The 25,349-nt window shown below is 67.3% G+C and carries 18 protein-coding genes; 12 read left to right on the top strand and 6 right to left on the bottom strand.

All coding sequences use genetic code 11. The features are described 5' to 3' along the window. On the top strand, positions 1–617 hold a 617-nt coding region (locus tag KDK82_RS09630; RefSeq protein ID WP_256974434.1), incomplete at its 5' end, for a methyl-accepting chemotaxis protein. A gap of 46 nt (positions 618–663) precedes the next feature. On the opposite strand, the gene KDK82_RS09635 is transcribed toward KDK82_RS09630, so the two are convergent. Next, the gene (locus tag KDK82_RS09635; protein ID WP_034393841.1) at positions 664–1,071 is read right to left on the bottom strand and encodes a hypothetical protein; all 408 of its coding nucleotides are present in this window, start codon (positions 1,069–1,071) and stop codon (positions 664–666) included. A 106-nt stretch (positions 1,072–1,177) separates the two neighbouring features. Beyond that, complete coding sequence (locus KDK82_RS09640; RefSeq protein ID WP_088164711.1) at positions 1,178–1,567, bottom strand: hypothetical protein; 390 nt, start codon at positions 1,565–1,567, stop codon at positions 1,178–1,180. A 217-nt stretch (positions 1,568–1,784) separates the two neighbouring features. Here KDK82_RS09640 and KDK82_RS09645 point away from each other — a divergent pair, with 217 nt between their 5' ends. The 4 genes from KDK82_RS09645 to KDK82_RS09660 are packed head-to-tail and all read left to right on the top strand — an operon-like array spanning position 1,785 to position 7,964. Then, complete coding sequence (locus tag KDK82_RS09645; protein ID WP_088164712.1) at positions 1,785–5,318, top strand: response regulator; 3,534 nt, start codon at positions 1,785–1,787, stop codon at positions 5,316–5,318. Between the two features lie 13 nt (positions 5,319–5,331). Continuing rightward, the gene (locus KDK82_RS09650) at positions 5,332–6,171 is read left to right on the top strand and encodes a protein-glutamate O-methyltransferase CheR (RefSeq protein WP_012205655.1); all 840 of its coding nucleotides are present in this window, start codon (positions 5,332–5,334) and stop codon (positions 6,169–6,171) included. Further along, positions 6,171–6,785: a chemotaxis protein CheB gene (locus tag KDK82_RS09655; RefSeq protein ID WP_034393833.1), complete on the top strand. Its 615-nt coding sequence runs from the start codon at positions 6,171–6,173 to the stop codon at positions 6,783–6,785. Before KDK82_RS09650 ends, KDK82_RS09655 begins: the two co-directional genes overlap by 1 nt. Positions 6,786–6,833: 48 nt before the next feature. Continuing rightward, positions 6,834–7,964 carry a hybrid sensor histidine kinase/response regulator gene (locus KDK82_RS09660; RefSeq protein ID WP_179217877.1) on the top strand — a complete coding sequence of 377 codons (1,131 nt, stop codon included), beginning with the start codon at positions 6,834–6,836 and terminating at the stop codon, positions 7,962–7,964. Positions 7,965–8,001: 37 nt separating this feature from the next. Here KDK82_RS09660 and KDK82_RS09665 read toward each other — a convergent pair whose 3' ends face one another. The 4 genes from KDK82_RS09665 to KDK82_RS09680 form a co-directional block, all read right to left on the bottom strand. Further along, on the bottom strand, positions 8,002–8,370 hold the full coding sequence (locus KDK82_RS09665; protein ID WP_012205652.1) for a response regulator: 369 nt from the start codon (positions 8,368–8,370) through the stop codon (positions 8,002–8,004). 184 nt (positions 8,371–8,554) lie between these two features. Next, on the bottom strand, positions 8,555–9,370 hold the full coding sequence (locus tag KDK82_RS09670; RefSeq protein ID WP_088164714.1) for a metallophosphoesterase: 816 nt from the start codon (positions 9,368–9,370) through the stop codon (positions 8,555–8,557). A 23-nt stretch (positions 9,371–9,393) separates the two neighbouring features. Beyond that, positions 9,394–10,401 carry a diacylglycerol kinase family protein gene (locus tag KDK82_RS09675; RefSeq protein ID WP_088164715.1) on the bottom strand — a complete coding sequence of 336 codons (1,008 nt, stop codon included), beginning with the start codon at positions 10,399–10,401 and terminating at the stop codon, positions 9,394–9,396. Between the two features lie 157 nt (positions 10,402–10,558). Next, positions 10,559–13,192, bottom strand: coding sequence for an EAL domain-containing protein (locus tag KDK82_RS09680; protein WP_088164716.1), 2,634 nt, complete (start codon positions 13,190–13,192; stop codon positions 10,559–10,561). Between the two features lie 441 nt (positions 13,193–13,633). Between KDK82_RS09680 and KDK82_RS09685 the strand changes: the two genes are divergently transcribed. The 7 genes from KDK82_RS09685 to KDK82_RS09715 all read left to right on the top strand — a co-directional run bounded on the left by KDK82_RS09685 (position 13,634) and on the right by KDK82_RS09715 (position 25,348). After that, entirely contained in the window at positions 13,634–14,116 is a 483-nt protein-coding gene (locus tag KDK82_RS09685; RefSeq protein ID WP_225613995.1) for a YjfI family protein, read from the top strand. A 41-nt stretch (positions 14,117–14,157) separates the two neighbouring features. Next, entirely contained in the window at positions 14,158–14,868 is a 711-nt protein-coding gene (locus KDK82_RS09690) for a PspA/IM30 family protein (RefSeq protein ID WP_088164718.1), read from the top strand. Positions 14,869–14,942: 74 nt separating this feature from the next. Beyond that, positions 14,943–15,611: a ubiquinone biosynthesis protein UbiH gene (locus tag KDK82_RS09695; RefSeq protein ID WP_088164719.1), complete on the top strand. Its 669-nt coding sequence runs from the start codon at positions 14,943–14,945 to the stop codon at positions 15,609–15,611. 98 nt (positions 15,612–15,709) lie between these two features. Beyond that, positions 15,710–17,917 carry a hypothetical protein gene (locus KDK82_RS09700; RefSeq protein ID WP_256974436.1) on the top strand — a complete coding sequence of 736 codons (2,208 nt, stop codon included), beginning with the start codon at positions 15,710–15,712 and terminating at the stop codon, positions 17,915–17,917. A 5-nt stretch (positions 17,918–17,922) separates the two neighbouring features. Next, on the top strand, positions 17,923–23,511 hold the full coding sequence (locus KDK82_RS09705) for a DNA repair ATPase (RefSeq protein ID WP_256974437.1): 5,589 nt from the start codon (positions 17,923–17,925) through the stop codon (positions 23,509–23,511). 245 nt (positions 23,512–23,756) lie between these two features. Next, the gene (gene paoA, locus KDK82_RS09710) at positions 23,757–24,401 is read left to right on the top strand and encodes an aldehyde dehydrogenase iron-sulfur subunit PaoA (protein ID WP_088164721.1); all 645 of its coding nucleotides are present in this window, start codon (positions 23,757–23,759) and stop codon (positions 24,399–24,401) included. Beyond that, on the top strand, positions 24,398–25,348 hold the full coding sequence (locus KDK82_RS09715; protein WP_088164722.1) for a xanthine dehydrogenase family protein subunit M: 951 nt from the start codon (positions 24,398–24,400) through the stop codon (positions 25,346–25,348). Before paoA ends, KDK82_RS09715 begins: the two co-directional genes overlap by 4 nt. The last annotated feature ends 1 nt before the right edge of the window (position 25,349 follow it).

A 25,349-nucleotide genomic window follows, 5' to 3' on the forward strand; every position in this document is an offset into this window, starting at 1 on the left:
CCGTGGTGGCGGGCGAGGTGCGTGCGCTGGCCCAGCGCAGCGCCTCGGCGGCCAAGGACATCAAGGACCTGATTGCAGACTCCGTGTCCAAGGTGGACGCGGGCACGCGCCAGGTGGCCGAGGCCGGCCGCACCATGGACGGCATCGTGCAAAGCGTGCAGCAGGTCAGCGACCTGGTGGCCGAGATCACGGCCGCCAGCCAGGAGCAAAGCAGCGGCATCAACCAGGTGCACCAGGCGATTTCGCAGATGGACACGGTGACCCAGCAAAATGCCGCGCTGGTCGAGGAGGCAGCTGCCGCGACAGGCTCGCTCAAATCCCAGGTGAATCAGCTGGCGGCCGCCGTGAGCGTGTTCCGCATCGACGGCGTGGCGCCGGCCCGTGCAGGGACAGGAGCAGCTTCGTCTTTAGTACCTGCCGCGCGCGCGCCTTCTGCGGCAGCGCCCATGCGTCCTGCGGCCAGACCGCTGGCCGCGTCCGCCCCAACTGCTGGCACTGCACCCGCTGCTGCCCCACGCAGCGCATCTGCCGCCCCAGCGCCCGCCGCAAAGCTGCCTGCCGCCAGGCAGACCGTGGCGGCCAAGGGCAATGACGACGGGGACTGGACTTCGTTCTGAGTCCGTCCGGCTCCGGTTGAGTTCTGCCGGGTTTGGCCGAGTTCAGCTACTTGGGGGCGCCCAGTTGGTACTTGGAGCCCTCGCCCTGGCCATCGGTAATGGCGGCAGCCTGGCCAGCGGCCGGGTTCACGCCGCCGGCATCTTCCTTGTTCGTGGCTCCTGCGCCGCTTGCGGGCTCCGATGCCTTGGCGGGCAGGGGCGCGGCTGGCGGCAAGGGCTCGTGCGGATCCCCCTTGGCATGGGGCATGACCTGCTCGGCCATGATCACGGGCTGGCCCAGCAGCGGCTTGTCCGGCGGGGGCTGGTTGAAGCGCGGCACTTCGGCCATGGGAAATCCCGCGCGCGTTGACGAGGTCTCGCCCGAGCAGGCGGCCAGCGTCAGCAAAGAGGTTGCGGCGACGCCCAGGGCCAGCCGTCTGGCGAGTGTCGTGGCCTGCACAAATTCATGGGGCATGGTTGTTCTCCGATGTCGATCTTCCGGCCGACATGCTCCCATGTGTCCAGGACCGGTGGCGTAGGTCCATGCCGGATTCCCGGTGACAGGCCACCGCAATCCTTGCTCAGGGCTGGCTGCCGCTGGCCTTCCACGATCCATCGGACTGCTTGCAGAACCAGAAACGCCAGTTTTCCGAGGTCTTTTTCAGGCGCACATCGGCCGACAGCAGGCGGCAGCTTCCGGCCGAGCCGGTCTGCACGGTCTGCTGCGGCTGCAAGGCCATCGTCACGCGCTGGTTGGTACGGTTCGGGCCGCTGGTCCATTCGGTCACGGAGCCGTCGGCGGCCTCGTTGAGCACCTTGGCCACGGCGGCCTTTGCGTCGGGCAGGTCCCTGGCGGGAATGCGTGCGGCGATGGTGTCGTTGAGGAAGATCGACGCTGCGGCATTGGCGTTGGTGGACACCAGCGAGGCGGCTGCGGCCAGCGATGCGACGGTGAGGGCAAAGGTTTTCATGCAATGGTTCCTGGAGTGTGGGCCGACGACCGCAGCGGGATGTCGGAAGGAAGGTATCGGGCCATGTTAACGGCTGCCGTGGTGGCGCCGTGTGTCGCGCACCGCTGAAACCAGCGCGGACTGCGGCCGAGTGTGGTCGAGTGCTGCCGAGGGCTGCGCAAAACCGTTACAGTCCCTGGCGGATTCCTTCGTCCATTTCCGCCAGAAATTCCACTGCATGCCACGATCTTCCAGCCACCAGACCACCCAGCGCTTTGCCATTCCATGGACGCTTGTTGCAGGCTTTGGTGCAGCGGCCCTGGCCACCCTGGTCATCGCCTTCGTCAATTTCCGGGCGTCCGAGGCGCGGGGCCAGGCCGTGAATGCCATGGACCGCACGACGCTGGCCATGCGCCAGCTCAGCCAGCTCAATGCCTCGCTCAAGGATGCCGAAACCGGGCAGCGGGGCTTTCTGCTGACGGGTGACCAGGCCTATCTGCAGCCCTACCAGCAGGCGCGCGATGTGCTGCAAAAGCAGCTGGAGGCGCTCAAGGAGCGCACGTCCAGCGACTCCGTCCAGCACCGGCTGCTGGACCAGATCGAGGACATCTCGACCCAGAAGCTGCGCGAGCTGCAGGAAACCATAGACTTGCGCAAGGCCGGCGACTTGGACGCCGCCATGGCCCTGGTGCGCCTGGACGTGGGCAAGAACGCCATGGACCGGCTGCGCGAGCTGATCGATGATCTCTACACCCGCCAGACCCGTGAGCTGGAGCAGCGCCGCCAGCTGTGGGTGGAGGCCTCCACCACCTCGACGTACTACTCCTGGGGCGGCTCCCTCATCTTGCTGGGCCTGATCCTGGCATCGGCCGCGCTGACGGTGCGCGAGTACCGCGTGAAGGCGCGCCAGTCGTGGGTGACGTCCGGTCTGTCCGGCCTGGGCCAGCAGTTGCAGGGCGACCGCCGGCTTGAAGACCTGGGCCAAAAGGCACTGGAGTACTTGGCCACCTACCTGCGCGCCGAGGTGGGCGCCGGCTATGTGGTGGACTGCGCCGACGGCGGTCTGCGCCTGTTCGGCGGCTATGCCTTGCCGCGCGATCGCCTGCAGCACAAGCTGCTGCCCGGCGAGGGCCTGGCGGGCCAGGCGGTCGCCTCGCGCAAGCTGCTGCATGTCAGGGACGTGCCCGCGCAGCACCTGCCGATTTCCTCGGGCACCGGCCAGTCCAGCCCGTTGCAACTGATGGTGGCGCCCGCCATGGAGAACGGCGAAGTGTTCGCCGTCATCGAACTGGGCTTTCTGCGCGGGGTGAGCGAGGCAGAGCGCAGCCTGCTGGAGCGGGCGTCCGAAATGCTGACCGTGGCCATCCGCTCGGGCCTGGACCGTTCGCGCCTTGAGACCTTGCTGGAAGAAACGCGCCGCCAGTCGGAAGAGCTGCAGGCCCAGCAGGAAGAGCTGCGAGTGAGCAACGAGGAGCTGGAGCAGCAAAGCCGCATCCTGCAGGAGTCGCAGACGCAGATGGAGCACCAGCAAACCGAGCTGGAGCAGACCAATGCCCATCTGGAGGAGCAGACCCAGCAGCTGGAGTACCAGCGCGAGCAACTGCTGCGCGCCCAGGGTGCGCTGACCGACAAGGCGCACGAGCTGGAGCTGGCCAGCCAGTACAAGAGCGAGTTCCTGGCCAACATGAGCCACGAGCTGCGCACGCCGCTGAATTCCACGCTGATCCTCGCCAAGCTGCTGGCCGACAACAAGCCCGGCAACCTGCAGGCCGATCAGGTCAAGTACGCACAGACCATTCATGCGGCGGGCAGCGACCTGCTGGCGCTGATCAACGACATCCTGGACCTGTCCAAGATCGAGGCCGGCCAGGTCAGCGTCCTGGTGGAGCCCATGACCATCGCCACCGCCTTGCAGGCGCTGATGGAGCCGCTACGCCCCATCGCCCGCGAAAAAGGCCTGGAGCTGACATGGACGGTGGACCCCGGCGTGCCGGCCTCCATGCAGACCGACCCCATGCGGCTGGCCCAGGTGCTCAAGAACCTGCTGTCCAACGCGCTCAAGTTCACGGCCAAGGGCTCGGTCGGCCTGCAGGTGTCCCGCGTGCCCGGGGGCATGCTGGCGTTTGCCGTGCGCGATACCGGCATCGGCATTGCCGAGCAGCAGCAGCAATTCATCTTCGATGCCTTCCGCCAGGCGGACGGCAGCACGCATCGCAAGTTTGGCGGAACGGGCCTGGGCCTGTCGATCTCACGTGACCTTGCCGGGCTGCTGGGCGGCACGCTGACCGTCTCCAGCACGCCGGGGCAGGGCAGCGTGTTCACGCTGACCGTGCCTGTGATCCTGGAGCTGGTGGAGCCTGGCCAGGCCTTGGCTGCCGCGCCGCTGCCCCGCCCGGCGCGGGAATCGCTGGCGAATGCGCAGACGCAGGTGCCGGTGTCATCGCCCGCGTCCGTGCCCGCCGTCGCTTCGGCCCATGTCGCACCGGCTGCGCCCGCGTTCGCGCCGGCCATGTCGCCAGCCATGTCTGCGCCGATGCTGTCGCCTACTTCGTCCGCGGCGGATGCCCTGCGAAAGAGCGGGCAGAGCGGGCGCCGCATCCTCGTCATCGAGGACGATCGGCGCTTTGCCGACATTCTTTCCGAGCTCGCGCGCGAGATGGATTTCGAATGCGATGTGGCCAACACCGCGTCCGACGGCCTGGCCATGGCTGCAAGCAATCAGCCCAACGCCATCGTGCTGGACATCAACCTGCCCGATTTCTCGGGCCTGGGCGTGCTGGATCAGCTCAAGCGCAACCCCGTCACGCGCCACATTCCCGTGCACGTGGTCTCGGTGGCCGACTATTCGCAGGAGGCCATGGGACGCGGCGCCGTGGGCTACGCGCTCAAGCCCGTCAAGCGCGAGGAACTGGTCCATGCCCTGAAGCGGCTGGAGGCCAAGTTCACCCAGGACCTGCGCCGCGTGCTGGTGGTGGAGGACGACGAGCGCCAGCGCGAGAGCGTGCGCCACCTGCTCAGCCGCAGCGACGTGGACATCGTCTGCGCGGGCACGGCGGCGGCGGCGTTGGAACATCTGCGCGGCGCCACCTTCGACTGCATGGTGATGGACCTTAACCTGCCCGACATCAGCGGCTACGAGCTGCTGCAGCGCATGACGGACCAGGACGATGTTTCCTTCCCGCCTGTCATCGTCTACACGGGCCGCGCGCTCTCGCGCGATGAAGAGCAGCAGCTGCGGCGCTTTTCCAAGTCCATCATCATCAAGGACGCGCGCTCGCCCGAGCGCCTGCTCGATGAGGTCACGCTGTTCCTGCACCAGGTGGAGTCCGAGCTGTCGGCCGAGCACCGCCAGATGTTGCAGGTGGCGCGCAGCCGCGAGTCGGCGCTGGAAGGGCGCACGGTGCTGGTGGTGGAGGACGATGTGCGCAATGTGTTCGCGCTGTCCAGCATCCTGGAGCCCACGGGCATCCGCGTGGAGATCGCGCGCAACGGGCGCGAGGCGCTGGAAACCCTGGAAGCGCGGGGCACGGCGCAGGCCGGCATCGACCTGGTTCTGATGGACATCATGATGCCCGAGATGGACGGCTACACCGCCATGCGCGAGATCCGCAACCGCCCGCAATGGCGCCGCCTGCCCATCATCGCCCTGACCGCCAAGGCCATGAAGGACGACCAGGAGAAATGCCTGGCCGCCGGTGCCAACGACTACATCGCCAAGCCGCTGGACGTGGAGAAGCTGCTGTCGCTGGTGCGGGTGTGGATGCCCAAGTAGCAAGGAGGACGCGATGCCTCAGCTGAAAAAAGCCCGCACCGCCGACATCGAGCAGCGCCTGCTGATCGATGCCATCTACCACCGCTACCACTACGACTTCCGGGGCTACGCCCAGGCCTCGCTCAAGCGGCGCCTGCAGTCGGCCCTGGTGCAGTTCGACTGCAAGACGCTGTCGCAGCTGCAGGACCGTGTGCTGCACGATACAAGCGTGTTCCCGGCCCTGCTCGAGTACCTCACGGTCCAGGTCAGCGACATGTTCCGCGACCCGACCTACTTCCGCTCGCTGCGCACCGAGGTCGTGCCGCTGCTGCGCACCTATCCCTCGCTCAAGGTCTGGGTGGCCGGCTGCAGCGCGGGCGAAGAGGTGTATTCGCTGGCCATCCTGCTGCATGAAGAGGGCCTGCTGGACCGCACCCTGATCTACGCCACCGACATCAATCCCCATGCGCTGAAGGCGGCAGAGCAGGGCGTGTTCGACATGGCGCGCGTGGCGGCATTCACCGACAACCATGCGCGCTCGGGCGGGCACAGCTCGCTGTCGCACTACTACACGGCGCGCTATGGCCGTGTGGTCTTCGACAAGGGGCTGCGCGAGCACATGGTGTTCTCAGACCACAGCCTGGCCACCGACAGCGTGTTCGCCGAGATGCACCTGGTGTCCTGCCGCAACGTGCTGATCTATTTCGAGCGCGAGCTGCAGGACCGGGCGCTGGGCCTGTTCCGCGATGCGCTGTGCCATCGCGGGTTCCTGGGGTTGGGCTCCAAGGAGTCGCTGCGGTTTTCAGGGCATTCGGAGGCCTTCGAGGACTTCGTGCTCGAAGACCGCATCTACCGCAAGAGGGCCGGGCTGTGATGCCCGCGACCACGAACACACCCGCCTCGGACGCCGCCACAGCCTACGAGGCCATCGTGATCGGCGGCTCGGCCGGCGCGCTTGATGCGCTGTCCGTGGTGCTGCCCACGCTGCCCGCCAGCCTGCGCGCTTCGGTGCTGGTGGTACTGCACCTGCCGCGCGACCGGCGCAGCCTGCTGGGCCAGCTTTTCGGGCCGCGCTGCGCCCTGCCGGTGCGCGAGGTGCAGGACCAGCAATGGCTGGAGCCGGGCTGCCTGTACTTTGCGCCGGCCGACTACCACCTGCTGGTGGACAGCGGCCCCAGGCTGGCGCTGTCGCTGGATGCGCCCTGGCATTTTTCGCGGCCCTCGATCGATGTGCTGTTCGAGTCGGCTGCCGACTGCTATGGCGAGCGCCTGCTGGCCGTGCTGCTGTCCGGCGCCAACGAGGATGGCGCCCAGGGCATGGCCAGCGTGCACGCGGCCGGCGGCCTGGCCGTGGTGCAGTCGCCAGACAGTGCCGCAATGCAGACCATGCCGCGGGCGGCCCTGGCCCGCGTGCCACAGGCCCAGGTGCTGGCGCCGCAGGGCATTGCCGCGCTCATCGCATCGCTGCACGGCCAGGGGAGGCTTTGAATGTCCATTCAGCGCGCTCCCACCAGACAAAATACCGAGAGAGAATCCATGTCCCAACCAGATCGCGTCAAATGCCTGATCGTCGATGACATTGCCGAGAATCTGATCGCCATCGAAGCGCTGCTGCAGCGCGACGGCATCGAGTTCCTCAAGGCGCATTCCGGCCCCGAGGCGCTGGAGCTTTTGCTCGACCATGGTGATGTGGCGCTGGCCCTGCTGGACGTGCAGATGCCCGAGATGAACGGCTTCGAGCTGGCCGAGCTGATACGCGGCAGCGAGCGCACGCGCCACATCCCGCTCATCTTCATGACGGCCGGCTCGCGCGAGCACAACTGGCAATTCCGCGGCTATGAAAGCGGCGCCGTGGACTTTCTGTACAAGCCCATCGACCCGCACATGCTGACCACCAAGGCCAACGTGTTCTTCGAGCTGCACCAGCGCAAGCAGGCGCTGGCCCAGCAGCTGCAGGAGCGCACCGAGGCGCTGCGCATCAACGAGATGTTCATGGCCGTGCTCAGCCACGACCTGCGCACGCCGCTGCAGTCCATCAAGGCGGCGGCCACCGTGCTCACGCGCCAGCCCGATCCCGGCAAGGTGGCCAACATGGCCGAGCGCATGCTCAGCAGCAGCCAGCGCATGTCGCGCATGATCGAGGATCTGCTGGACGTGACCCGCATCCGCCAGGCAGAAGGCCTGCCGCTGTCGCCCCAGCCGGCCAGCCTGCAGACGCTGCTGCAGCGCACGCTGCAGGAGGTGGAGACGGGCTTCCCGGAGCGGCGCCTGGAAAGCGAGATGCTGGGCAATCTGGAAGGCATCTGGGATGGCGAACGCCTGTGCCAGGTGCTGACCAACCTGCTGGGCAATGCCATGCACCACGGAGATCCCGCGCAGCCGGTGCAGGTGACGGCCGATGGCCGCCAGGGCGATCGCGTGTCCATCACGGTGCGCAACGGCGGCACCATTCCTGCGGAACTGCTGCCCACGCTGTTCAACCCGTTTCGCGGTGGTGAACGCCGGCCCGGCCAGCACCAGGGACTGGGTCTGGGGCTGTTCATTGCGCACCAGATCGTGCGTTCGCACGGCGGGCGCATCGATGTGCGCTCCGCCGACGGAGTGACCAGCTTCAGGGTGGAATTGCCGCGTGAGGCGGCAGTGGGAGGCTCCAAGGCCGTGCTGTGACGGCGGGAGCCGGGGGGCGCCGGGGCGCGCGAAAGCTTCAGTGGGCGGGGTTGCCGAGCGCTTCCTGGATGGAGTCCAGCAGCGTCTCCAGATCCTCGATCTCGAAGGGCTTGAGCAGGGTCCGCACATGGGGGCCCCAGGCCGTGGGGTAGGGGCCCAGGTCGTAGCCGGAGCACAGGATGATCCAGCGCTGGGCATCGGCCTCCAGCAGCTGCCGCGCCAGGTCGGTGCCTGACAGGCCGGGCAGGCTGACATCGGAAACCACCACGTCGAAAGGCTGGGCCGCATCCAGTTCCAGGGCCTGCTCGGCGGTGGCGCAACTGGTCACGAAGCGTGATTCGCTCTCCATCAGCAGGCCAATGGTTTCGCGCAGGTCGGCATTGTCTTCAACGTACAGGATTCGCATATCTCTTTGTTGCGGTGCATCATGCTGCTATCAAAAAGGCAGCATTGACGAGGGCTGATCATCCACACCCTCGGGCGGCCATCGCGTAGGACAGCATGCAAACTTTTCTGCCGCCGCCTGCGTGGAGCCGAGGCTTTGGATTGTGCAATACAACGAAGAACACCAGAACAAGGTTTGCGCGCGTTCAGCGGGTGGAGGCCTGCGGCGGATCCAGAACATGCTTTTGCACGGGCAGGAATTCATCCGCCTGCCGTGAATAGTCCCAGCGCGTGAGCTCTCGGCGCCAGGCCGGGCCCTGTCCAGCCGAGTCCTCTTGCTGCTCCAGCGTGAAAAGGCTGTTGGGCGCATGCGCGCGCAGCCGCAGCGATACCGCAGTGCCCGCCTGCGCCGCCCACAGCCCCGGCAGCGGCTGGACCAGGCCGGGGTCATGTCCATGGCCTGACAGCACCAACTGCGCTCCGGCGTCGCGCCAGGCCGCCAGGGCCGTCGCTGCGCGGTGCGGGCGGTGGCTGCGGTCCTGCGCATGGGCGGCTGCCAGCGGGTGGTGGCCGACCACAATGCGCCAGTCGCCGGGGCTGGCCTGCGCCAGCCTTTGGGCCACCTGCCGAATCTGGCTGGCCGACAGGCTGCCGCGCTGGTGGCGCCACCAGCGCGTGGTGTCCACGCCAATCACGCAAAAGCCCTGCTCTGCGCACCAGGGCTGCAGTTCGTCGCTGATCCAGCGGGCGTAGCGATCATGGGCATGGCCGCCCAGCCGCTCCCACCAGGCAAGCAACGGCAGATCGTGGTTGCCCGGCACAACCAGGCGGCGCGGTACGGGAAGTGCATCGAGAAACTCGCGCGCCTGGGCAAACTGCGCGGCCGTGGCACGCTGGGTCAGGTCGCCGGAGACCACCAGCAGCGCCACGGGCAGACGTGCGGCCAGTCTTGCCGCGGCGGCGCACACGGCCGGATCGTGGGCGCCGAAATGCAGGTCCGACATATGCATGAGCAAAGCCATGGGCGTTCCTTGTCCCTTGCTGATCAGGAGGAGGGCCCGGCCTCGCCCGGCACGACCAGCCACAGCGGCTTATCGCCCAGGCGAAAACGAATGGGCGGGGCCATCCATTCGCGCTCGCCATCAAAGGCCACCTTCAGGCGCCGCGGGCGCCGTCCTGCGGGCTCTGCCACCAGCTCGGTGCAGGCCAGGCTGGCCACCGCATCGTCCTGCGCCAGCCGTCCCAACACGGCATTCCAGACCACGCGCGCCGGGGCCTCGCTGGCCTGCGGCAGCAGCAGCACGGCGGCCAGATGCTGGCCGTCGGCCACGGCGCGGGCTTCGGCAATGCCCACGCGCTCCAGCTGCATCGGGTTGTTGCCCACGAACAGTGTGCTGGCCAGGTGTTCCTGCTGCTGCAGCGGCGCCTGGCGGTCGGAGCGCAGGGCGATGCGCCAGCGGCGCGCGCTGCCACCGCGAAGAATGCTCCAGATGGAGGCCGCAATGGCCACCAGCCGCGTGCGGCCAAAGCGTGTGGACGCGCGCTCGCGTTCGTCCAGCAGGCGCGGGTACAGGCCCAGGCTGGCGTTCACCAGAAACAGCCGTTCGTTGACCAGGCCCACGTTCACGGGCCGCATCTGGCCGGCCTGCAATGCCTGAAGAATGTCCTGCACGGCCTGGGCGGGGTCCAGCGACAGCGCCTGCTCGCGGGCGAAGTAGTTGAAGGTGCCCAGCGGAACCACGCCCATGGGCACGCCCCGCGCCCAGGCTGCGGCGGCTACCGCATTGATGGTGCCGTCACCGCCGGCGGCCACGACCAGGCCGCCATCCTGGCTGGCCCTGTCCACGGCGCGGGCGGCCAGGTGCACGATGTCGGCTCTTGCGCCAGGCACATGCCACTGCACGCTGCGCTGCTGCAGCGCGGGCACGCTGGTGAGGCGGGCGCGCAGCTGTTCCAGGTCGGCGCCTGGGCGCAGGGGCACGATCAGGTGGATGGGGCCGGCGGGGTCCAGACGGGGCGGGGGCGGCTGGCTCTCGGAATAGGTGGGCGTCATGGAAGGTGGGAGGCTGGAACAGGCGCCGATTGTTTCGTGGATTGCACCTGCATGTGCACCGGATCATGCAAGCGACACACGTCAGCCAAAGCCGACAGGCAGGGCACCACAAGGCAGCAGCGGTTCACCAGCGGCTCGTCAGCGTCTCACTGGTGGCTCACTCGTGCCAGGGAGAGCGGTACTCCAGCATCTGCGCCAGCGGCACGGGCCGCTCGAACAGATAGCCCTGTGCATGCTCGCAGCCCAGGGCATGCAGCAGCCTGGCCTGGGCCTGCTCCTCCACGCCTTCGGCCACGACCTTGACGCCAAAGCCCTGGGCGATGCGCAGCACGGCGGTCACGATGGACTTGTCGGATTCGGACTCCGGCAACTGGCCGACGAAGCTCTGGTCGATCTTGATGCAGTCAAAGCGCAGGCGGCTGAGATAGGCCAGGGAGGAGTAGCCGGTGCCGAAGTCGTCAATGGCGATCTTCACGCCCAGCGCGCGGATGGCGGCAATGCGCTGCAGCGTGGCGTCGCTGTCGTCCAGCAGCATGGACTCCGTCAGCTCCAGGGTCAGCAACCGGGCGGGCAGGCCGCTGGTGGCCAGTGCCTGCTCCAGCGTGGAGGCGAAGTCGGACTGGATGAGCTCGCGTGCCGACATGTTGACGTGCAGCTCGAAGTCGGCGGGCAGCCGGGGCAGGTGGGAGGCTATGTCGTGCGCCGCCGTGCGCAGCACCCATTCGCCCACGCTCAGGATCAGGTCCGACTCCTCGGCCACCGGAATGAACACGCCGGGCGGCACCATGCCGCGCGTCGGGCTGTTCCAGCGCACCAGGGCCTCGGCGCCGACCATGCTGCCCGTGGCCAGGTCCACCACGGGCTGGTAGAACACGCGCAGCTCGTTGCGCTCCAGCGCCTGGCGCAGCTCCATGGCCAGCTGCGTGCGGCCCAGCATCTTCTGCGCCAGGCTGGGCTCGAACAGCAGGAAGGGGTGCGAGCCGCGCTGCGCCTCACCCAGCGCAATGCTGGCGTTGCGCAGCCACTCGGGCAGCGCGCCCGGCAGCAGCTCGCCGCTGACGGCGCCCGCGCAGGCGCGCAGCACGATGTCGTCCTTGCCCACGGAAAATGGCTGGTCGAAGATTTCCAGCAGATGGCGGCATTTGTCCTGCATCTGCTGCGGCGTGCAGTCATGCAGCCACAGCATGGCGAACTCGTTGCTGGCCGTGCGCGCCAGCAGGGCAGGAAACTGCAGATGGTGGTTGCGCAGCCGCTCGGCCACGGCCCGCAGCAGCTGCTCGCCCGTGCCGTGGCCCACATCGTCGCGGACGCTGCGGAAATTCTGCAGCTCCAGCAGGCACAGCGCGGCAGGGCAGGGCGTGTTGGCGGCTGCCGCCGCATCGGCCTGCTCGATCAGGCCGGCGCGCGTGAGCAGCTGCGTCAGGCTGTCGTACTGCAGCAGGGTGCGCATGTGCTCGAAGGACTCCTGCAGCCGCTGCGCCATGTTGTGGAAGGCCGAAACCAGGGACGATGTCTCGACCAGGGACGTATCCGGCAGCGCTCCTACCGCGCTCCAGTCGCCCTTGGCCAGGCGGTTGGCCGCATCGGCCGTCACCGCCAAGGGGCGCAGCGCCCGGCGCAGGCACCACACGCCCAGCCCCAGTCCCAGCAAGGCCAGGCCGAAAGCGAGAACCAGCGCATGGCGGCTGTCCGCCCGCATGCTGCTGACCAGATCGGATTCGGGCTGCAGCACCAGGATCCGCCAGTCGATGCCGCGTGCATCGTGGAATGCGGTGACCTGGCCGTGGTAGATCTGCCCCTGTTCCTTGAAGCTCAGGTTGATGGTGTTCCGGGGGGCCGCTGGCGCCGATGAATCCGCGCTCAGATGCGCAGGCAGCAGGGCGGCCAAGCTGCGCAGTGCAAGATCGGGGCTTTCGGACAGCCGCAGGCGCACGGGTGGGTCATAGGGGCCTTCGCGCCGTTTCAGCACCGACAGCTCGGACGAGTGCGCCACCATGTAGCCCTGTGCGTCGACCACGGCGATATGGCCGTTGCCACGCAAGGGCTCGTCGCGCAGAAAGCGGTTCATGCTGCTCAGCCGCACATCGGCGGCCACCACGCCGGCCAGCTGGCCGGACACCCGCACGGACGTGGATGCGGAAATCGTGGCATCGCCCCGGTCGCCAGTCACCGTGTAGATGGGCGACCAGTGCGGGCCGTCTTTGTGGATGGCAGGCTGGTACCAGGGGCGCACGCGGGGGTCGTAGCCGGCAAGGCTGGCCATGGGCGGGCCGGGCTCCAGCCCCTCGAAGATCTGCAGGGCGCCCTGGGTGCTGCGGTCCTGAAGAATCAGGCGGTAGCGGCCATCGGGCTCCAGCCGCACCCCCGTGTATTCACCTTGTACGCCGCCAAAGCTCAACAGGCTGATCTGGTGGTGCTGGGCATACAGCTCGGTGAATGAGCGTGTCAGATAGCCATAGATGGGACGCAGGTCGCCGGGGGTGTAGAGCGCCTGCCGGGCCACGGTCTCGGTCAGGGCCTGCTGCACGCGCAGCGGGGTCTCCAGGTAATCGGCCAATTGATGGCGCGTGGTGGTGGACAGGGAGTCGAGCAGCCGCAGGCTTTCGCGGTTGATGAGTTGGTCCACCTGGCGCTGCTGCCATGCCGCCAATAGCCCGGCCGTGACCACGAACACCGCTATGAAGGGGGCTGTGACTGCCGTGCGAAGTGAGAGCCTGAAGGCGGGCATGCAGAGGTTTCCGTAGCGTGCGCCGGGCAGCCAAGGGCCGGATCTGCCTGCGACAGCGGCCATTGTGCAGTGCCTTCGCAGCCCTGCACCGCCGCCGAAGCAGTCCGCGCCTGGGCGCTCCCGTGGTTGATAGGGAAATTTGTTGATAAATGGTTTTCGGTAGAAAAAACGAATTCTTGATGGCGATTTACCAGAATGCAAAGGCCGGGTCGGGGCCTGCGCAAAGCCGGCCATTGCGCCACTCGGTTTACATATCCGTTTACAAATTGATCGCCATTACATGTAGACATCACATGTAATGGCCGCTATGGTATCCGCATGGAACAAAAGACATCAGCCCATTACCAGCGCCTGCACCGGCAACGGCTGCGCGAACAGGGGCTGGTGAAAAAGGAGGTCTGGATTCTTCCAGAGTACGGCGCGGCATTGCAGCAATTGGAAAAGCAAATGCGCATGCCGGGATTGCAACCGGAATCAATGGTTCTCATCCACAAGGAGGGCGGCATGGACAACAGCAGACAGGCATATCGGGATATTCACGCCTTGGCGGGCGATCTGCAGCAATCGGCACTGGTGCAGGGCGGCCGGCTCCATATCGAGGTGTTGGAAGGCGCAGACGCAAGTTTGCTGGTCAGCCTGCCCGAATTCGGCGATCTGCCCGTGCATGTGGCGCTCTCGGGCGACCAATTGGTGGTGGAGGCCTTTCTGTGGCCCGCCGACCAGGTGCACGACCGCGCCGGTCTCAACGAGCAAATGCTGCGCCTGCAAAAACTGTTTCCCTTCACCACGATGGCGCTGGAACCCCAAGCCCATGGCGGCGAGGGCTACGTGATGTTCGCCGCCCTGCACGCCAGCAGCAGCGAGGGCGACATCATTGCCGAGATCCTGACCCTGGCCGACAGCGTCATCCAGGCCACCGAGGCACTGGCCCACTACCTGACGCCGGTACCCGCACCCGCATCCGCATCCGCCCCCGTGCAGGCCTGAAGCCCCGCCCGTTGAAGACACTGAGCCCCTAGGAGATCATCATGACCATCTGGAACAAGCTGGTGACAGCGTTGCGCGGCGCCGCCCACGAGGCCGGCGAGACGGTGACCGACAGCCAGGCCCTGCGCATCCTGGACCAGGAAATCCGCGATGCAGACAGCGACCTGAACAAGTCCAAGGAAGCGCTGGCCGACATCATGGCCAAGCAAAAGCTGGCGGCCGGCAAGCTCAAGCAGACCCAGGAACGCATTGCCGAGTACGAGGGCTATGCCGTCAAAGCGCTTGACACCAGCGACGAGGCGCTGGCGCTGGAAGTGGCCGGCAAGGTCTCCGTGCTGGAGACCCAGCGCGACGAGGAGCAATCCCAGCTGGACGCCTACACGCAAAGCGTGGAGCAACTGCGCGTGGCCATACAGACGGCGCAAACGCATATCAAGCGCCTCAAGCAGCAGGCCGACACGGTCAAGGCCACGGAAAGCGTGCAGCGCGCCCAGGCCACGGTGGCCGGCCGCTACGCAGGCTCGCAGACGCGCGTGCAAAGCGCGCTGGATTCTCTGGAGCGCATCAAGCAAAAGCAGGCCGAGCGCGGTGCGCGCATGGAAAGCGCGGCCGAGCTGGCGCGCGACAGCAGCGAAGACGCGCTGGATGCCAAGCTGCGCGCTGCCGGCATCACGCCCCAGGCGGGCAATGCGCAGTCGGTGCTGGAACGCCTGAAGGCGCAGCGCGCCGCAACTGGCGGAAAAAACGCTTGATGCGCGGCCCTTGTCCAGGCAGGCACTGCCAGGCCTGTCGCCTCGGCTGCCGGATTTGAGGGGAGGGGAAAAACATGTCTGCGTTCCTGCAATACGCGTTTGGCTTTCCGACTTTCATCTTTGGCGCCTTGCTGCTGTTCATGCTGCTGTACTGGCTGATCGCCATGCTGGGCCTGCTGGAGGTGGACTCGCTGGACCACTGGGTGCTGTTCGACGGCAGCGACCATGCGCACGGCGTGGAGCATTCGGTCAGCGCGCTGGCCGGGCTGATGCTCAAGGTGGGCCTGGGCGGCATTCCGCTCACGGTCATCCTCACCGCGCTGTTCCTGATGTCCTGGCTGGCCTCGTATGTGCTGTGCCATTTCGTGCCCATGCCCCAGGGCTGGACCCTGGTGAACCTGCTGACCGGCTCCCTGGTGGCAGCGGCAGCCATGGTGCTGGGCTTTGCCGCCACCGTGCTGCTGCTGCGTCCGCTGCGGGGCATCGTCAACAAGGTGGCGCCTGCAGAGGAGCCCAAGGTGCTGCTGGGCCGCACCGGCCTGGTGCGCAGCGCCGTGGTGGACGGCACGCAGGGCTACGGCAGTGTCGAGGACGGCGGCGCGGGCCTGAACGTGCAGATGCGCTCGCCCGAGCGCGCACTGGGCCGGGGCACCGAGATCGTGCTCATCGAGCACCTGCCCGAGCACAACGCCTGGCGCGTGGTCAGCAAGGCCGAGTTCGACGGCACCGAGCTGCCGCGCTAGTTCCGGGATTCCCACAAGGCCCGAGCGTCCGTTCGGCGGGCGCGGCCTTTCCGTTTTTTCAGCGTTTTCACAGATAGCAATTCACAGGGGAGATTCGCATGAACATGAGCAACATGGAGTGGTACATCGTCGCCGGGGTGGTGATCGGTTCCGTCTTCGTCGTCATCCTCGGGCTGTTCGCCCTGGTCAAGGCCTTCTACATCAAGGTTCCGCAGGGCACGGCGCTGATCATCAACGACACCACGTCGCAGCCCAAGGTCAAGTTCACGGGCGGCCTGGTGCTGCCGGTGATCCACAAGAAGGAGTTCATGCAGATCTCGCTGCTGACGCTGGAGATCGACCGGCGCGGCAAGGAAGGCCTGATCTGCCGCGACAACATGCGCGCCGACATCACCGTGGCCTTCTACCTGCGCGTCAATGAAACGGCCGAGGACGTGCTCAAGGTGGCCAAGGCCATCGGCGTGGACCGGGCCTCGGACAAGACGGCCGTCAACGAGCTGTTCAACGCCAAGTTCTCCGAGGCGCTCAAGACCGTGGGCAAGCAGATCGAGTTCGTCAAGCTGTTCGAGAACCGCCAGGATTTCCGCGACCAGATCATCCATGTCATCGGCAACGACCTCAACGGCTATGTGCTGGAAGACGTGGCCATCGACTACCTGGAGCAGACGCCCAAGTCCTCGCTGGACCCCAACAACATCCTGGACGCCGAGGGCATCCGCAAGATCACCGAGCTGACGGCCAACCAGAACATCGTCACCAACGAGCTCGAGCGCAACTCCGACCTGGCCATCACCAAGAAGAACGTGGAGACCAAGGAAGCCATGCTGGCGCTGGAGCGCCAGCAGGCCGATGCCGAGGCGCGCCAAAAGCGCGAGATCGCCACCATCCAGGCGCGCGAGCAGGCCGAAACCCAGAAGGTGCAGGAAGAAGAGCGCCTGAAGGCCGAACAGGCGCGCATCCAGACCCAGGAGCAGCTGGACATCCGTGAGGAAAACCGCCAGCGCGAAGTGGCCGTGGCCCAGCAAAACCGTGAGCGTGCCGTGGTGATCGAGGTCGAGAAGGTCACGCGCGCCAAGGAGCTGGAGATCGTGGCCCGTCAGCGCGAGGTGGAGCTGCAGCGCATCGAGAAGGAAAAAGCCATCGAGGTCGAGAAGGCCAACATCGCCAACGTGGTGCGCGAGCGCGTGGTGGTGGAAAAGTCCGTGGCCCAGGAAGAGGAACGCATCAAGGAAGTGCGCGTGGTCTCCGAGGCCGAGCGCATGAAGCAGGTCACCGTGCTGACTGCCCAGGCCCAGGCCGAGGAAGACATGGTGCGCCAGGTCAAGAAGGCCGAGGCCGAAGAGGCTTCCTCGCGCCACAAGGCCGTGGAAGTCACGACCATGGCCCAGGCCGAGCTGGAAGCGGCCAGCAAGACCGCCGAGGCCAAGAAGAAGCTGGCCGAGGCCATAGAGGTCGAGCGCGCCGCGCCCGGCCTGGCCGATGCCAAGGTGCGCGAAGTCACCGCCGCCGCCCTGGAAAAGGAAGGCCTGGCCCAGGCCCGCGTGATTGCCGAGAAGCTGATGGCCGAAGCCAAGGGCCATCAGGAAAAGGGCCTGGCCGAAGCGCGCGTCATCGAGGCCACGGCCGACGCCAACGAAAAGCAGGGCCTGGCCGATGCCAAGGTGCTGGAAGAGCGCCTGCTGGCCCAGGCGCGCGGCGAAGCCCAGGTGGGCGCCACCAAGGCCACGGTCACCCGCGACGTGGGCATGTCCGAGGCCGATGTGCTGCGCGACAAGCTCTTCGCCGAGGCCAAGGGCCTGACCGAGAAGTTCACCGCGCTGGCCTCGCTGTCCGACCAGGCGCGCTCGCATGAGGAGTTCCGCATGCAGCTGGAGAAGAACTTCGAGCAGGCGCTGGCCGCCATCGAGGCCAACAAGAGCGTGGCCAAGGACCAGTCCGAGGTGCTGTCGGCCGCGCTCAGCAAGGCCAACGATCGACATCGTGGGTGGCGAGGGAGCCTTCTTCGACAACTTCGCCAAGGCGCTGTCCGTGGGCAAGGCCGTGGAAGGCGTGGCGGGCAAGAGCCCCATCGTGCAGGACCTGATCAGCAAGTTCCTCAGTGGCAAGGGCGGCGCATCGCTGCTGAACGCGCTGGGCGACGGCAAGGGCCTGCCGCCCACGCAGAGGGTCGACTGAACGGGGCGGCCGCCCGGCCGCTCCCTCCACCGGCTGCCCAGCCTCCCGCATCCGCCTTCCTCCGCCCGCCTGCCTGCCAGTCAGCTGGCCGGGGAGGGCGTGAATGGTCCCTGACACGCGAAAGCCCGTGACGCCCATGTCCCAACCGTCCCCATCGTCTTCACAGTCCCTGTCCCCCGACACCGCGGCCTCCGCCGTGGACCAGGCAGTCGCCAGCGGCGGCTCCTACGAAGTGCTGGCCAAGCGCCTTGACGGCCAGGGGCAGGCACTGGAGACGCTGGCACGCCAGCTCAACGAGGAGCGGCTGGAGGAATTCGGCCGCAGCCAGATGGAAGTCATCGGGCGCATGCGCGTGCGCACCGAAAACAACTGCCTGGGCCGCGACATCGCCCAGGTCGGCGGCTACCTGCTGTTTGGCTACAACGTCTTCATGGGCCTGAAGCAGTCCACGCGCGTGGAAGACGTGTTCGTGCTGTACCGCCTGCACGAGGGAGAGCAGGGCTACGAGGTCACGCCGGTCGATCTCAAGGACAGCTTTCTGGGCATACAGAGCTTCGTGCAGGACTTCCAGGAGCTGTACGCCTACTACAAGAACACCCGGCTGATGCAGCTGGCCGTGCGCGACGGCAAGCTGCTGGCGAGCTTTCAGATTGGCGAGCGCCTGTCCGATGTGCGCGTATTCCGCTGGTCCGTGCCCGTCGATGGCCAGCCCATCCGCTACATAGACAACCGGGGCGAGCGCGACATCGAGCTGCCCGCACCGCATGACTTCGAGTGGCAGCGCGCCGGGCGCGAGCAACTGGTGCAGGGGCGCCACCCGCACATCAACGTGCTGGACAAGGTCTTCGTCGAGACCCTGGGCGGCACGCTGACCATCAAGGTCGAGAACAACACCAACGACGGACTGGGCATCTACAGCGAGCCCGTGCAGGAGAAGAACCAGTCGCTGGACGACGCCGTGTTCGAGTACGCCGCCGTCGGCAGCCTGATCCTGCTGAAGATCCTGCCCTACCGCGAAGAGCAGTGGCGCTACCTGATTTTCAACACCCTGTCGCGCCAGGTGCTGCGCATGGACGCCATCGGCGCGGCCTGCATCCAGCTGCCGCAGGACCACGGCATCATCTTCCCCGGCGGCTACTACCTGCAAAGCGGCGAGAACCGCTCGTTCGAGCAGAACATGCAGGGCATGCGCTACCGGCGCAGCATCCGCTCGCCCAACGGCGAGGATGTGCTCTACGTGTTCTACGAGCCCGAGAGCGGGCGCATGGCGCTGTTCAAGTACAACCTGATCGAGCGCGCCCTGCAGCCGCCCATCATCGGCCACGGCTATGCGCGCATGGACGACGGGCGCGTCGTCATCTTCGCGGCCGAGAGCAACGAGGCCTCGCGCGTGCACCCCATGCAGGTCTGGCGCACGCCCTTTGCCTCGGACGACTATGCGGCACGCCAGCCGCAGCGCGACAGCTTCCTGGGCCGCATCGGCAATGCCGAGCTGGTCAGCGGCATCTCCGACCTGTACAGCGTGCGCAAGGAAATCGCGGCCACCGAGGTCTCTCTGCCGCGCTACGAGCGCCTGATCGACGCCGCGCGCCGCCTGTTCGAGCGCTACCACTGGCTGGGCGCGCCGCAGCTCAAGGGCGTGCACGAGACCCTGCTGGGCATCGTCGCCACGGGTGATGCGGTCATCGACGAGTACGAAAAGGTCGAGAGCATCCGCAACGCCTCGGCCAAGGCCATGGGCGAGGTTTCCAGCCGCCACGGCCAGTTGCTCAAGACACTGCGGCTGGCCGACTGGAAAAGCATTGGCGAGTACGTGGACGCGCTCACCCAGCTGGGCCAGTTGCGCGGCCAGCTCATGGCCACGCGCGACCTGCGCTATGTGGACCAGGCCGCCATCGACACCATGGTGCAGGGCGTCAACGAGGCCCAGGCCGAAGTCTCCCAGCGCACGGCCGCCTTCATTGCCACCGACGAGGCCATGCAGCCCTATGCCGAGCAGCTGCAGGCACTGGACCAGGCCGCGCAGGCGGCAGCCACGGTGGCGCAGATCAACGAGCCGCTGGCGCGCATGGCCGACATGGCGGCCGCGCTGGACATGCTGTCCGAGCTGATGGGCAGCCTGTCCATCGACGACGCCACGCAGCGCACCCAGGTGGTGGATCGCATCTCGGCCGTCTACGCGCGCCTGAACCAGGTGCGTGCACGCGCCGAGCAGCGCCGGTCGGGCCTGGGTGGCGCCGAGAACGTGGCCCAGTTCGCCGCCCAGCTGGCGCTGTTCTCGCAAAGCATCGTCAGCGCCCTGGGCCTGGCGCAGACGCCCGAGAAATGCGACGAGCAGCTGGCGCGCCTGCTGGTGCAGCTGGAGGAAATCGAAAGCCGCTTCGGCGAGCACGAGCAGTTCCTCGGCGACATCATGGCCAAGCGCGAGGAAGTGCTGGAGAGCTTCGAGGCGCGCCGCCAGTCGCTGCAGGACGAGCGCCAGCGCAAGGCGCAGGGCGTGCTGGACGCGGCCCTGCGCATCGTGCAAAGCCTGCCCAAGCGCACCGAAAAGCTCGCCAGTGCCGACGCGCTGCATGCGTTCTTTGCAGGCGATCCGCTGATCGGCAAGCTCAAGGAGCTGGCCCAGCGCCTGCGCGAGCAACTGCATGACCCGGTCAAGGCCGACGACATCGACGGCCGCGTCAAGAACCTGCGCGACCAGGCGTTTCGCGCGCTGCAGGACCGCACCGAGCTGTACGAAGGCGACGGCGCCATCATCCGCCTGGGCCGCCACCGCTTCAGCGTGGGCAACCAGGAGCTGGACCTGACCCTGCTGCCGCGCAACGGCGAACTGTTTCTGCACCTGGTCGGCACCGAGTATTTCGAGCCCATGGACAACCCGGAGCTGGCCGCCCTGCAGGCCTACTGGGATGCCTCCACGCCGGCCGAATCGCCGCAGTTCTACCGGGGCGAATACCTGGCCCTGGAAGTGGTGCTGGCTGCGCGCCAGCGCCGTGACGGCTGGAGCGAGGCCCGGCTGGCCCAGTTGCTGCCCGACGAGGCGGCGCTGACCCAGGCCATCCGCGAATTCTCCGCGCCGCGCTACCGCGAAGGCTATGAGCGCGGCATCCACGACCATGATGCGGCCCGCATCCTGCAGGTGCTGCTGCCCCTGCGCGATGCCGCCGGCGTGCTGCGCTTTGCGCCCGACGCCCGTGCGCTGGCCCTGCTGTTCTGGAGCGCACAGGCCCAGGTGCAGCAGCCGCAGCTGGCTGCCGCCATGGCGCAGTGGCCGCTGCGCGCCCAGCAGGCCCAGGCCATGCAGCAGATGTTCGGCAGCGAGGCCGAACAGCTGAGCCTGCGCACCGACATCTCCGAGCGCCTGCGCGCCTATGCCGAAGAGCGGGGCCTGCTGCGCGACCTGCTGCCAGGACAGGCGGCGCCCGCAGACAGCGATATCGACAGCCTGATCCACGGCGCCGCCGACTACCTGCAGGCCGAGCTGGCACAAAAGGTCGTGCGCTTTTCCTTCTCCAGCTACAGCCAGTCGGCCATTGCCGCGCTGCAGGCCGCCGTGCAGCAGCAGGCCCAGCCGCTGCAGCGCTGGGAAGAAATGCAGGCCTACTGGCAGGGCGAGGACCGGCGCGACAAGGCCGTGGCGCCGCTGGACCAGCGCTGGCGCAGCGCGCTGCACTGGCTGCAGACCGCCTGCCGCGCGCTGGACGACGGGCAAGGGCAGGCCTGGCTGGCCTACTGCGGCGAGGCCGCCGCCTGGCTGTGCTGTGCCGGCCAGTTGCCCTGCAAGGTCAGCAGCGTGGACCTGCGCCACGAAGTGCCGGGCCTGCTGGGCCAGCATCCGCGCATTGCGGACGGCCGCATGTGGCTGCAGATCGACGACCTGGGCCAGCGCGCCGCGCGCCATTTCCGTACCTTTGTTCCCGAATTCGGCCGCTACCAGGCGCTGCGCCAGCAGCTGCTGCAGGACTGGCGCTCGCGCGTGCGGGTGGAGGAATTCAAGGCCCGGCCGCTGTCGTCCTTTGTGCGCAACCGGCTCATCAACGAGATCTACCTGCCCGTGATCGGCGACAACCTGGCCAAGCAGATCGGCGTGGCCGGCGAGAACAAGCGCACCGACCAGATGGGCCTGCTGATGATGATCTCGCCACCCGGCTACGGCAAGACCACGCTGATGGAGTACGTGGCCAACCGGCTGGGCCTGATCTTCATGAAGATCAACGGCCCGGCGCTGGGCCACTCCGTGCGCTCGCTGGACCCGGCCCAGGCGCCGGACGCCACGGCGGCCAAGGAGCTGGAAAAGCTCAACCTGGCGCTGGAGATGGCCAACAACGTGATGCTGTACATCGACGACATACAGCACACGCACCCCGAGTTCCTGCAGAAATTCATCTCGCTGTCGGACGGCACGCGCCGCATCGAGGGCGTATGGAAGGGCCAGACCCGTACCCACGACATGCGCGGCAAACGCTTTTGCGTGGTCATGTCGGGCAACCCGTACACCGAGTCGGGCGAGGTCTTCAAGATCCCCGACATGCTGGCCAACCGTGCCGACATCTACAACCTGGGCGATGTGCTGGGCGGAATGCAGGAGGTGTTCAAGCTCAGCTACATCGAAAACAGCATGACCTCGAACGCCGTGCTGGCGCCGATGGCCACGCGCAGCCTGCAGGACCTGTACCTGCTGCTGGACAAGGCGCAGGGCCGGGAGGTCTCGGGCAATGCGCTGTCGCACGACTATTCATCGGCCGAGCTGCGCGAGATCGAGGCCGTGCTGGCCCGCATGGTGCAGGTGCGCGAGCTGGTGTTCAAGGTCAACCAGCAGTACATCCAGAGCGCCGCGCAGGACGACGGTTACCGCACCGAGCCGGCCTTCCGGCTGCAGGGCAGCTACCGCAACATGAACAAGCTGGCCGAGAAGATCACGCCCGTGATGAACGACCAGGAAATGCAGCAGATGCTGGCCGACCACTACCAGGGCGAAGCGCAGATGCTGACCACGGGCGCCGAGGAGAACCTGCTCAAGCTCGCCGAGCTGCGCGGGCAGATGAGCGACGAGGACAGCGCCCGCTGGCAGCAGATACGCCAGCAGTTCCTGCGCCGCCAGGCCGCAGGCGGCGCCAATGCCGACGCCGCCACGCGCGTGACGGCACAGCTGGTCGATCTGGTCGCCGCCACGCGCGAAGTGGCCCAGTCGGTGTCCCAGTCCCAGCAGCAGGCGGTGCAGGAAGGCGCCGCCGACCAGGCCCACGCATCGGCAGCGGCCGCACAGGCCGCCGCCAGGGACGCTGACCAATCCCAGACGCTACAGGCGCTTCAGGCTCTGCTGGCGCGGCTGCTGCAAACCCAAAGTGCCGCAGGCGACTCGCTGCACGGCATACGCGAGCTGATGGCGCAAAGGGCGGCCAGCGAGCCCGTCGGCACCCAGGCCAGCACCCCGTCGGAGGTGCAGGCCGCCCAGGACCGTCAGGCCCTGGTTCACATGCTGGGCCAACTGCTGACCCGGTCGCTGGCCCAGTCCCTGGAGCCCGTGGTCACGCACCTGGACCAGGCCCGCCGCCAGCAGCTGGGCCTGCACCGCGTGCTGATGCAGGTGGCCACGCGCATGCAAGAGCAGATCGACGCCCAGCGCGCGGGCCGCCCCGTGCCGGCTGCGGGCGCCATACGCTCCGAGGAAATCGACAAGGCCTTCGAGCGCATGCAGCGCGGCGACGTGCCGCCTGCGGCCTAGGCCCATCGCCGGAGCAAAGCCGGGGCAGGGCACATCGGCAAAGGCTGGGGCGCCTTGCTGGCGCTGCCTTTGCATGGGCCGGGAGCCATCGCACGTCTGCATGCGCTGATCCGTCATCGGACAACCCGATGTCCCGGACGTTGGACCATCACCTACAACCCGAGACGCGTCCTGAACCGATGCTTGGAGCGGCGTGTTCGCAGCAGTGTGCACGCCCCACGAAGAGCCAACACGATGGACGCCCCATGGAACACAACACCCAGCTTCCCGTTTCGCGGAGGGACCTGCTGATTGCAGGTGCCTCCACGGCTGCGGCAACGGCCGTGCCTCGATCGGCCGGCGCGCAAGTGCAGCCTCCCTCCATCCCTGAAGGGGTCCAACTGCCCGTCACCCTGCAGGTGAACGGCCAGGAACACCGCCTGGACCTGGACACCCGCACTACGCTGCTCGACGCCCTGCGCGAGCATCTGCACCTGACCGGCACCAAGAAAGGCTGCGACCATGGCCAGTGCGGGGCCTGCACGGTGCTGGTGAATGGCCGGCGCGTGGTGTCCTGCCTGAGCCTGGCCGTGATGAACCAGGGCGCCGCCGTGACCACCATCGAAGGTCTTGGCACGCCGCAGTCCCCGCACGCCATGCAGGCCGCCTTCGTGCGTCACGACGGTTTCCAGTGCGGCTACTGCACGCCGGGGCAGATCTGCTCTGCCGTGGGCATGCTCGACGAGATCCGGCAAGGCATGCCCAGCCATGCCAGCGAAGACATCGTGGCCCAGCCCGTGGTGTCGGCCCATGAACTGCGTGAACGCATGAGCGGCAACCTGTGCCGCTGCGGGGCGTATTCCAACATCGTCGATGCCATCACCGAAGTGGCGGGGGAGGGGCGGACATGATTGCCTTCACCTACGAACGCGCCCAGTCCCCCGCGCAGGCTGCCGCCGCCGTGGCGGCCCGGCCGGGCGCCCGCTTCATCGCCGGGGGCACGAATCTGCTGGACCTGATGAAGCTGCAGATAGAAACCCCCGTGCATCTGGTCGATGTGAACGGCACCGGCATGGATACCGTGGAGCCCACCGCGCAGGGCGGCTTGCGCATAGGCGCGCTGGTGCGCAACAGCGACCTGGCCGCCCATGCGCGCGTGCGGCGTGACTACGGCGTGCTGACCCGCGCCCTGGTGGCCGGCGCCTCCGGCCAGTTGCGCAACATGGCGACCACAGGCGGCAATCTGCTGCAGCGCACCCGCTGCCCGTATTTCTACGACACCAATATGCCGTGCAACAAGCGCGTGCCGGGCAGCGGCTGTTCGGCCATTGCCGGCGTGAGCCGCCAGCATGCGGTGATCGGCGGCAGCGAGGCCTGCATTGCCACCCACCCCAGCGACATGGCCGTGGCGCTGCGCGCGCTGGACGCCGCGGTGGAAACCGTCCAGGCCGACGGCAAGGCCCGCGTCATCCCCATTGCCGACTTCCACCGGCTGCCCGGCAGCACGCCGCATGTAGAGACGGCCTTGCAGGCCGGAGAGCTGATCACCTCCGTCACCCTGCCGCCGCCGCCGGGCGGCACGCACATCTATCACAAGGTGCGTGACCGCGCCTCCTATGCCTTTGCGCTGGTGTCGGTGGCCGCCATCGTGCAGCGTGACGGCAGCGGGCGCGTGGCCCTGGGCGGCGTGGCGCACAAGCCCTGGCGAATGGAGGCTGCCGAAGCGTTGATGCCGCAGGGAGCCAAGGCCGTCACCGACCGCCTGCTGGCGGGCGCCCGGCCCACGCACGACAACGCCTTCAAACTCCCGCTGGCGGAGCGCACACTTGCCGCCGTGCTGCATCAGGCAAGGAGCTGAC

It is taken from the genome of Delftia sp. K82, from assembly GCF_002193035.1.
Taxonomy (GTDB): Bacteria; Pseudomonadota; Gammaproteobacteria; order Burkholderiales; family Burkholderiaceae_C; genus Comamonas; species Comamonas acidovorans.

What these genes read in the sequence shown, in the direction of transcription:
- KDK82_RS09705 (WP_256974437.1), top strand. Translation starts at nt 17,923, where the DNA reads ATGTCCCAACCGTCCCCATCGTCTTCACAGTCCCTGTCCCCCGACACC.
- KDK82_RS09715 (WP_088164722.1), top strand. Translation starts at nt 24,398, where the DNA reads ATGATTGCCTTCACCTACGAACGCGCCCAGTCCCCCGCGCAGGCTGCC.
- KDK82_RS09670 (WP_088164714.1), bottom strand. Translation starts at nt 9,370, where the DNA reads ATGGCTTTGCTCATGCATATGTCGGACCTGCATTTCGGCGCCCACGAT.
- KDK82_RS09655 (WP_034393833.1), top strand. Translation starts at nt 6,171, where the DNA reads ATGCCCGCGACCACGAACACACCCGCCTCGGACGCCGCCACAGCCTAC.
- KDK82_RS09690 (WP_088164718.1), top strand. Translation starts at nt 14,158, where the DNA reads ATGACCATCTGGAACAAGCTGGTGACAGCGTTGCGCGGCGCCGCCCAC.
- KDK82_RS09685 (WP_225613995.1), top strand. Translation starts at nt 13,634, where the DNA reads ATGGACAACAGCAGACAGGCATATCGGGATATTCACGCCTTGGCGGGC.
- KDK82_RS09700 (WP_256974436.1), top strand. Translation starts at nt 15,710, where the DNA reads ATGAACATGAGCAACATGGAGTGGTACATCGTCGCCGGGGTGGTGATC.
- KDK82_RS09680 (WP_088164716.1), bottom strand. Translation starts at nt 13,192, where the DNA reads ATGGCCGCTGTCGCAGGCAGATCCGGCCCTTGGCTGCCCGGCGCACGC.
- KDK82_RS09650 (WP_012205655.1), top strand. Translation starts at nt 5,332, where the DNA reads ATGCCTCAGCTGAAAAAAGCCCGCACCGCCGACATCGAGCAGCGCCTG.
- KDK82_RS09665 (WP_012205652.1), bottom strand. Translation starts at nt 8,370, where the DNA reads ATGCGAATCCTGTACGTTGAAGACAATGCCGACCTGCGCGAAACCATT.
- KDK82_RS09635 (WP_034393841.1), bottom strand. Translation starts at nt 1,071, where the DNA reads ATGCCCCATGAATTTGTGCAGGCCACGACACTCGCCAGACGGCTGGCC.
- KDK82_RS09675 (WP_088164715.1), bottom strand. Translation starts at nt 10,401, where the DNA reads ATGACGCCCACCTATTCCGAGAGCCAGCCGCCCCCGCCCCGTCTGGAC.
- KDK82_RS09695 (WP_088164719.1), top strand. Translation starts at nt 14,943, where the DNA reads ATGTCTGCGTTCCTGCAATACGCGTTTGGCTTTCCGACTTTCATCTTT.
- paoA (WP_088164721.1), top strand. Translation starts at nt 23,757, where the DNA reads ATGGAACACAACACCCAGCTTCCCGTTTCGCGGAGGGACCTGCTGATT.
- KDK82_RS09640 (WP_088164711.1), bottom strand. Translation starts at nt 1,567, where the DNA reads ATGAAAACCTTTGCCCTCACCGTCGCATCGCTGGCCGCAGCCGCCTCG.
- KDK82_RS09645 (WP_088164712.1), top strand. Translation starts at nt 1,785, where the DNA reads ATGCCACGATCTTCCAGCCACCAGACCACCCAGCGCTTTGCCATTCCA.
- KDK82_RS09660 (WP_179217877.1), top strand. Translation starts at nt 6,834, where the DNA reads ATGTCCCAACCAGATCGCGTCAAATGCCTGATCGTCGATGACATTGCC.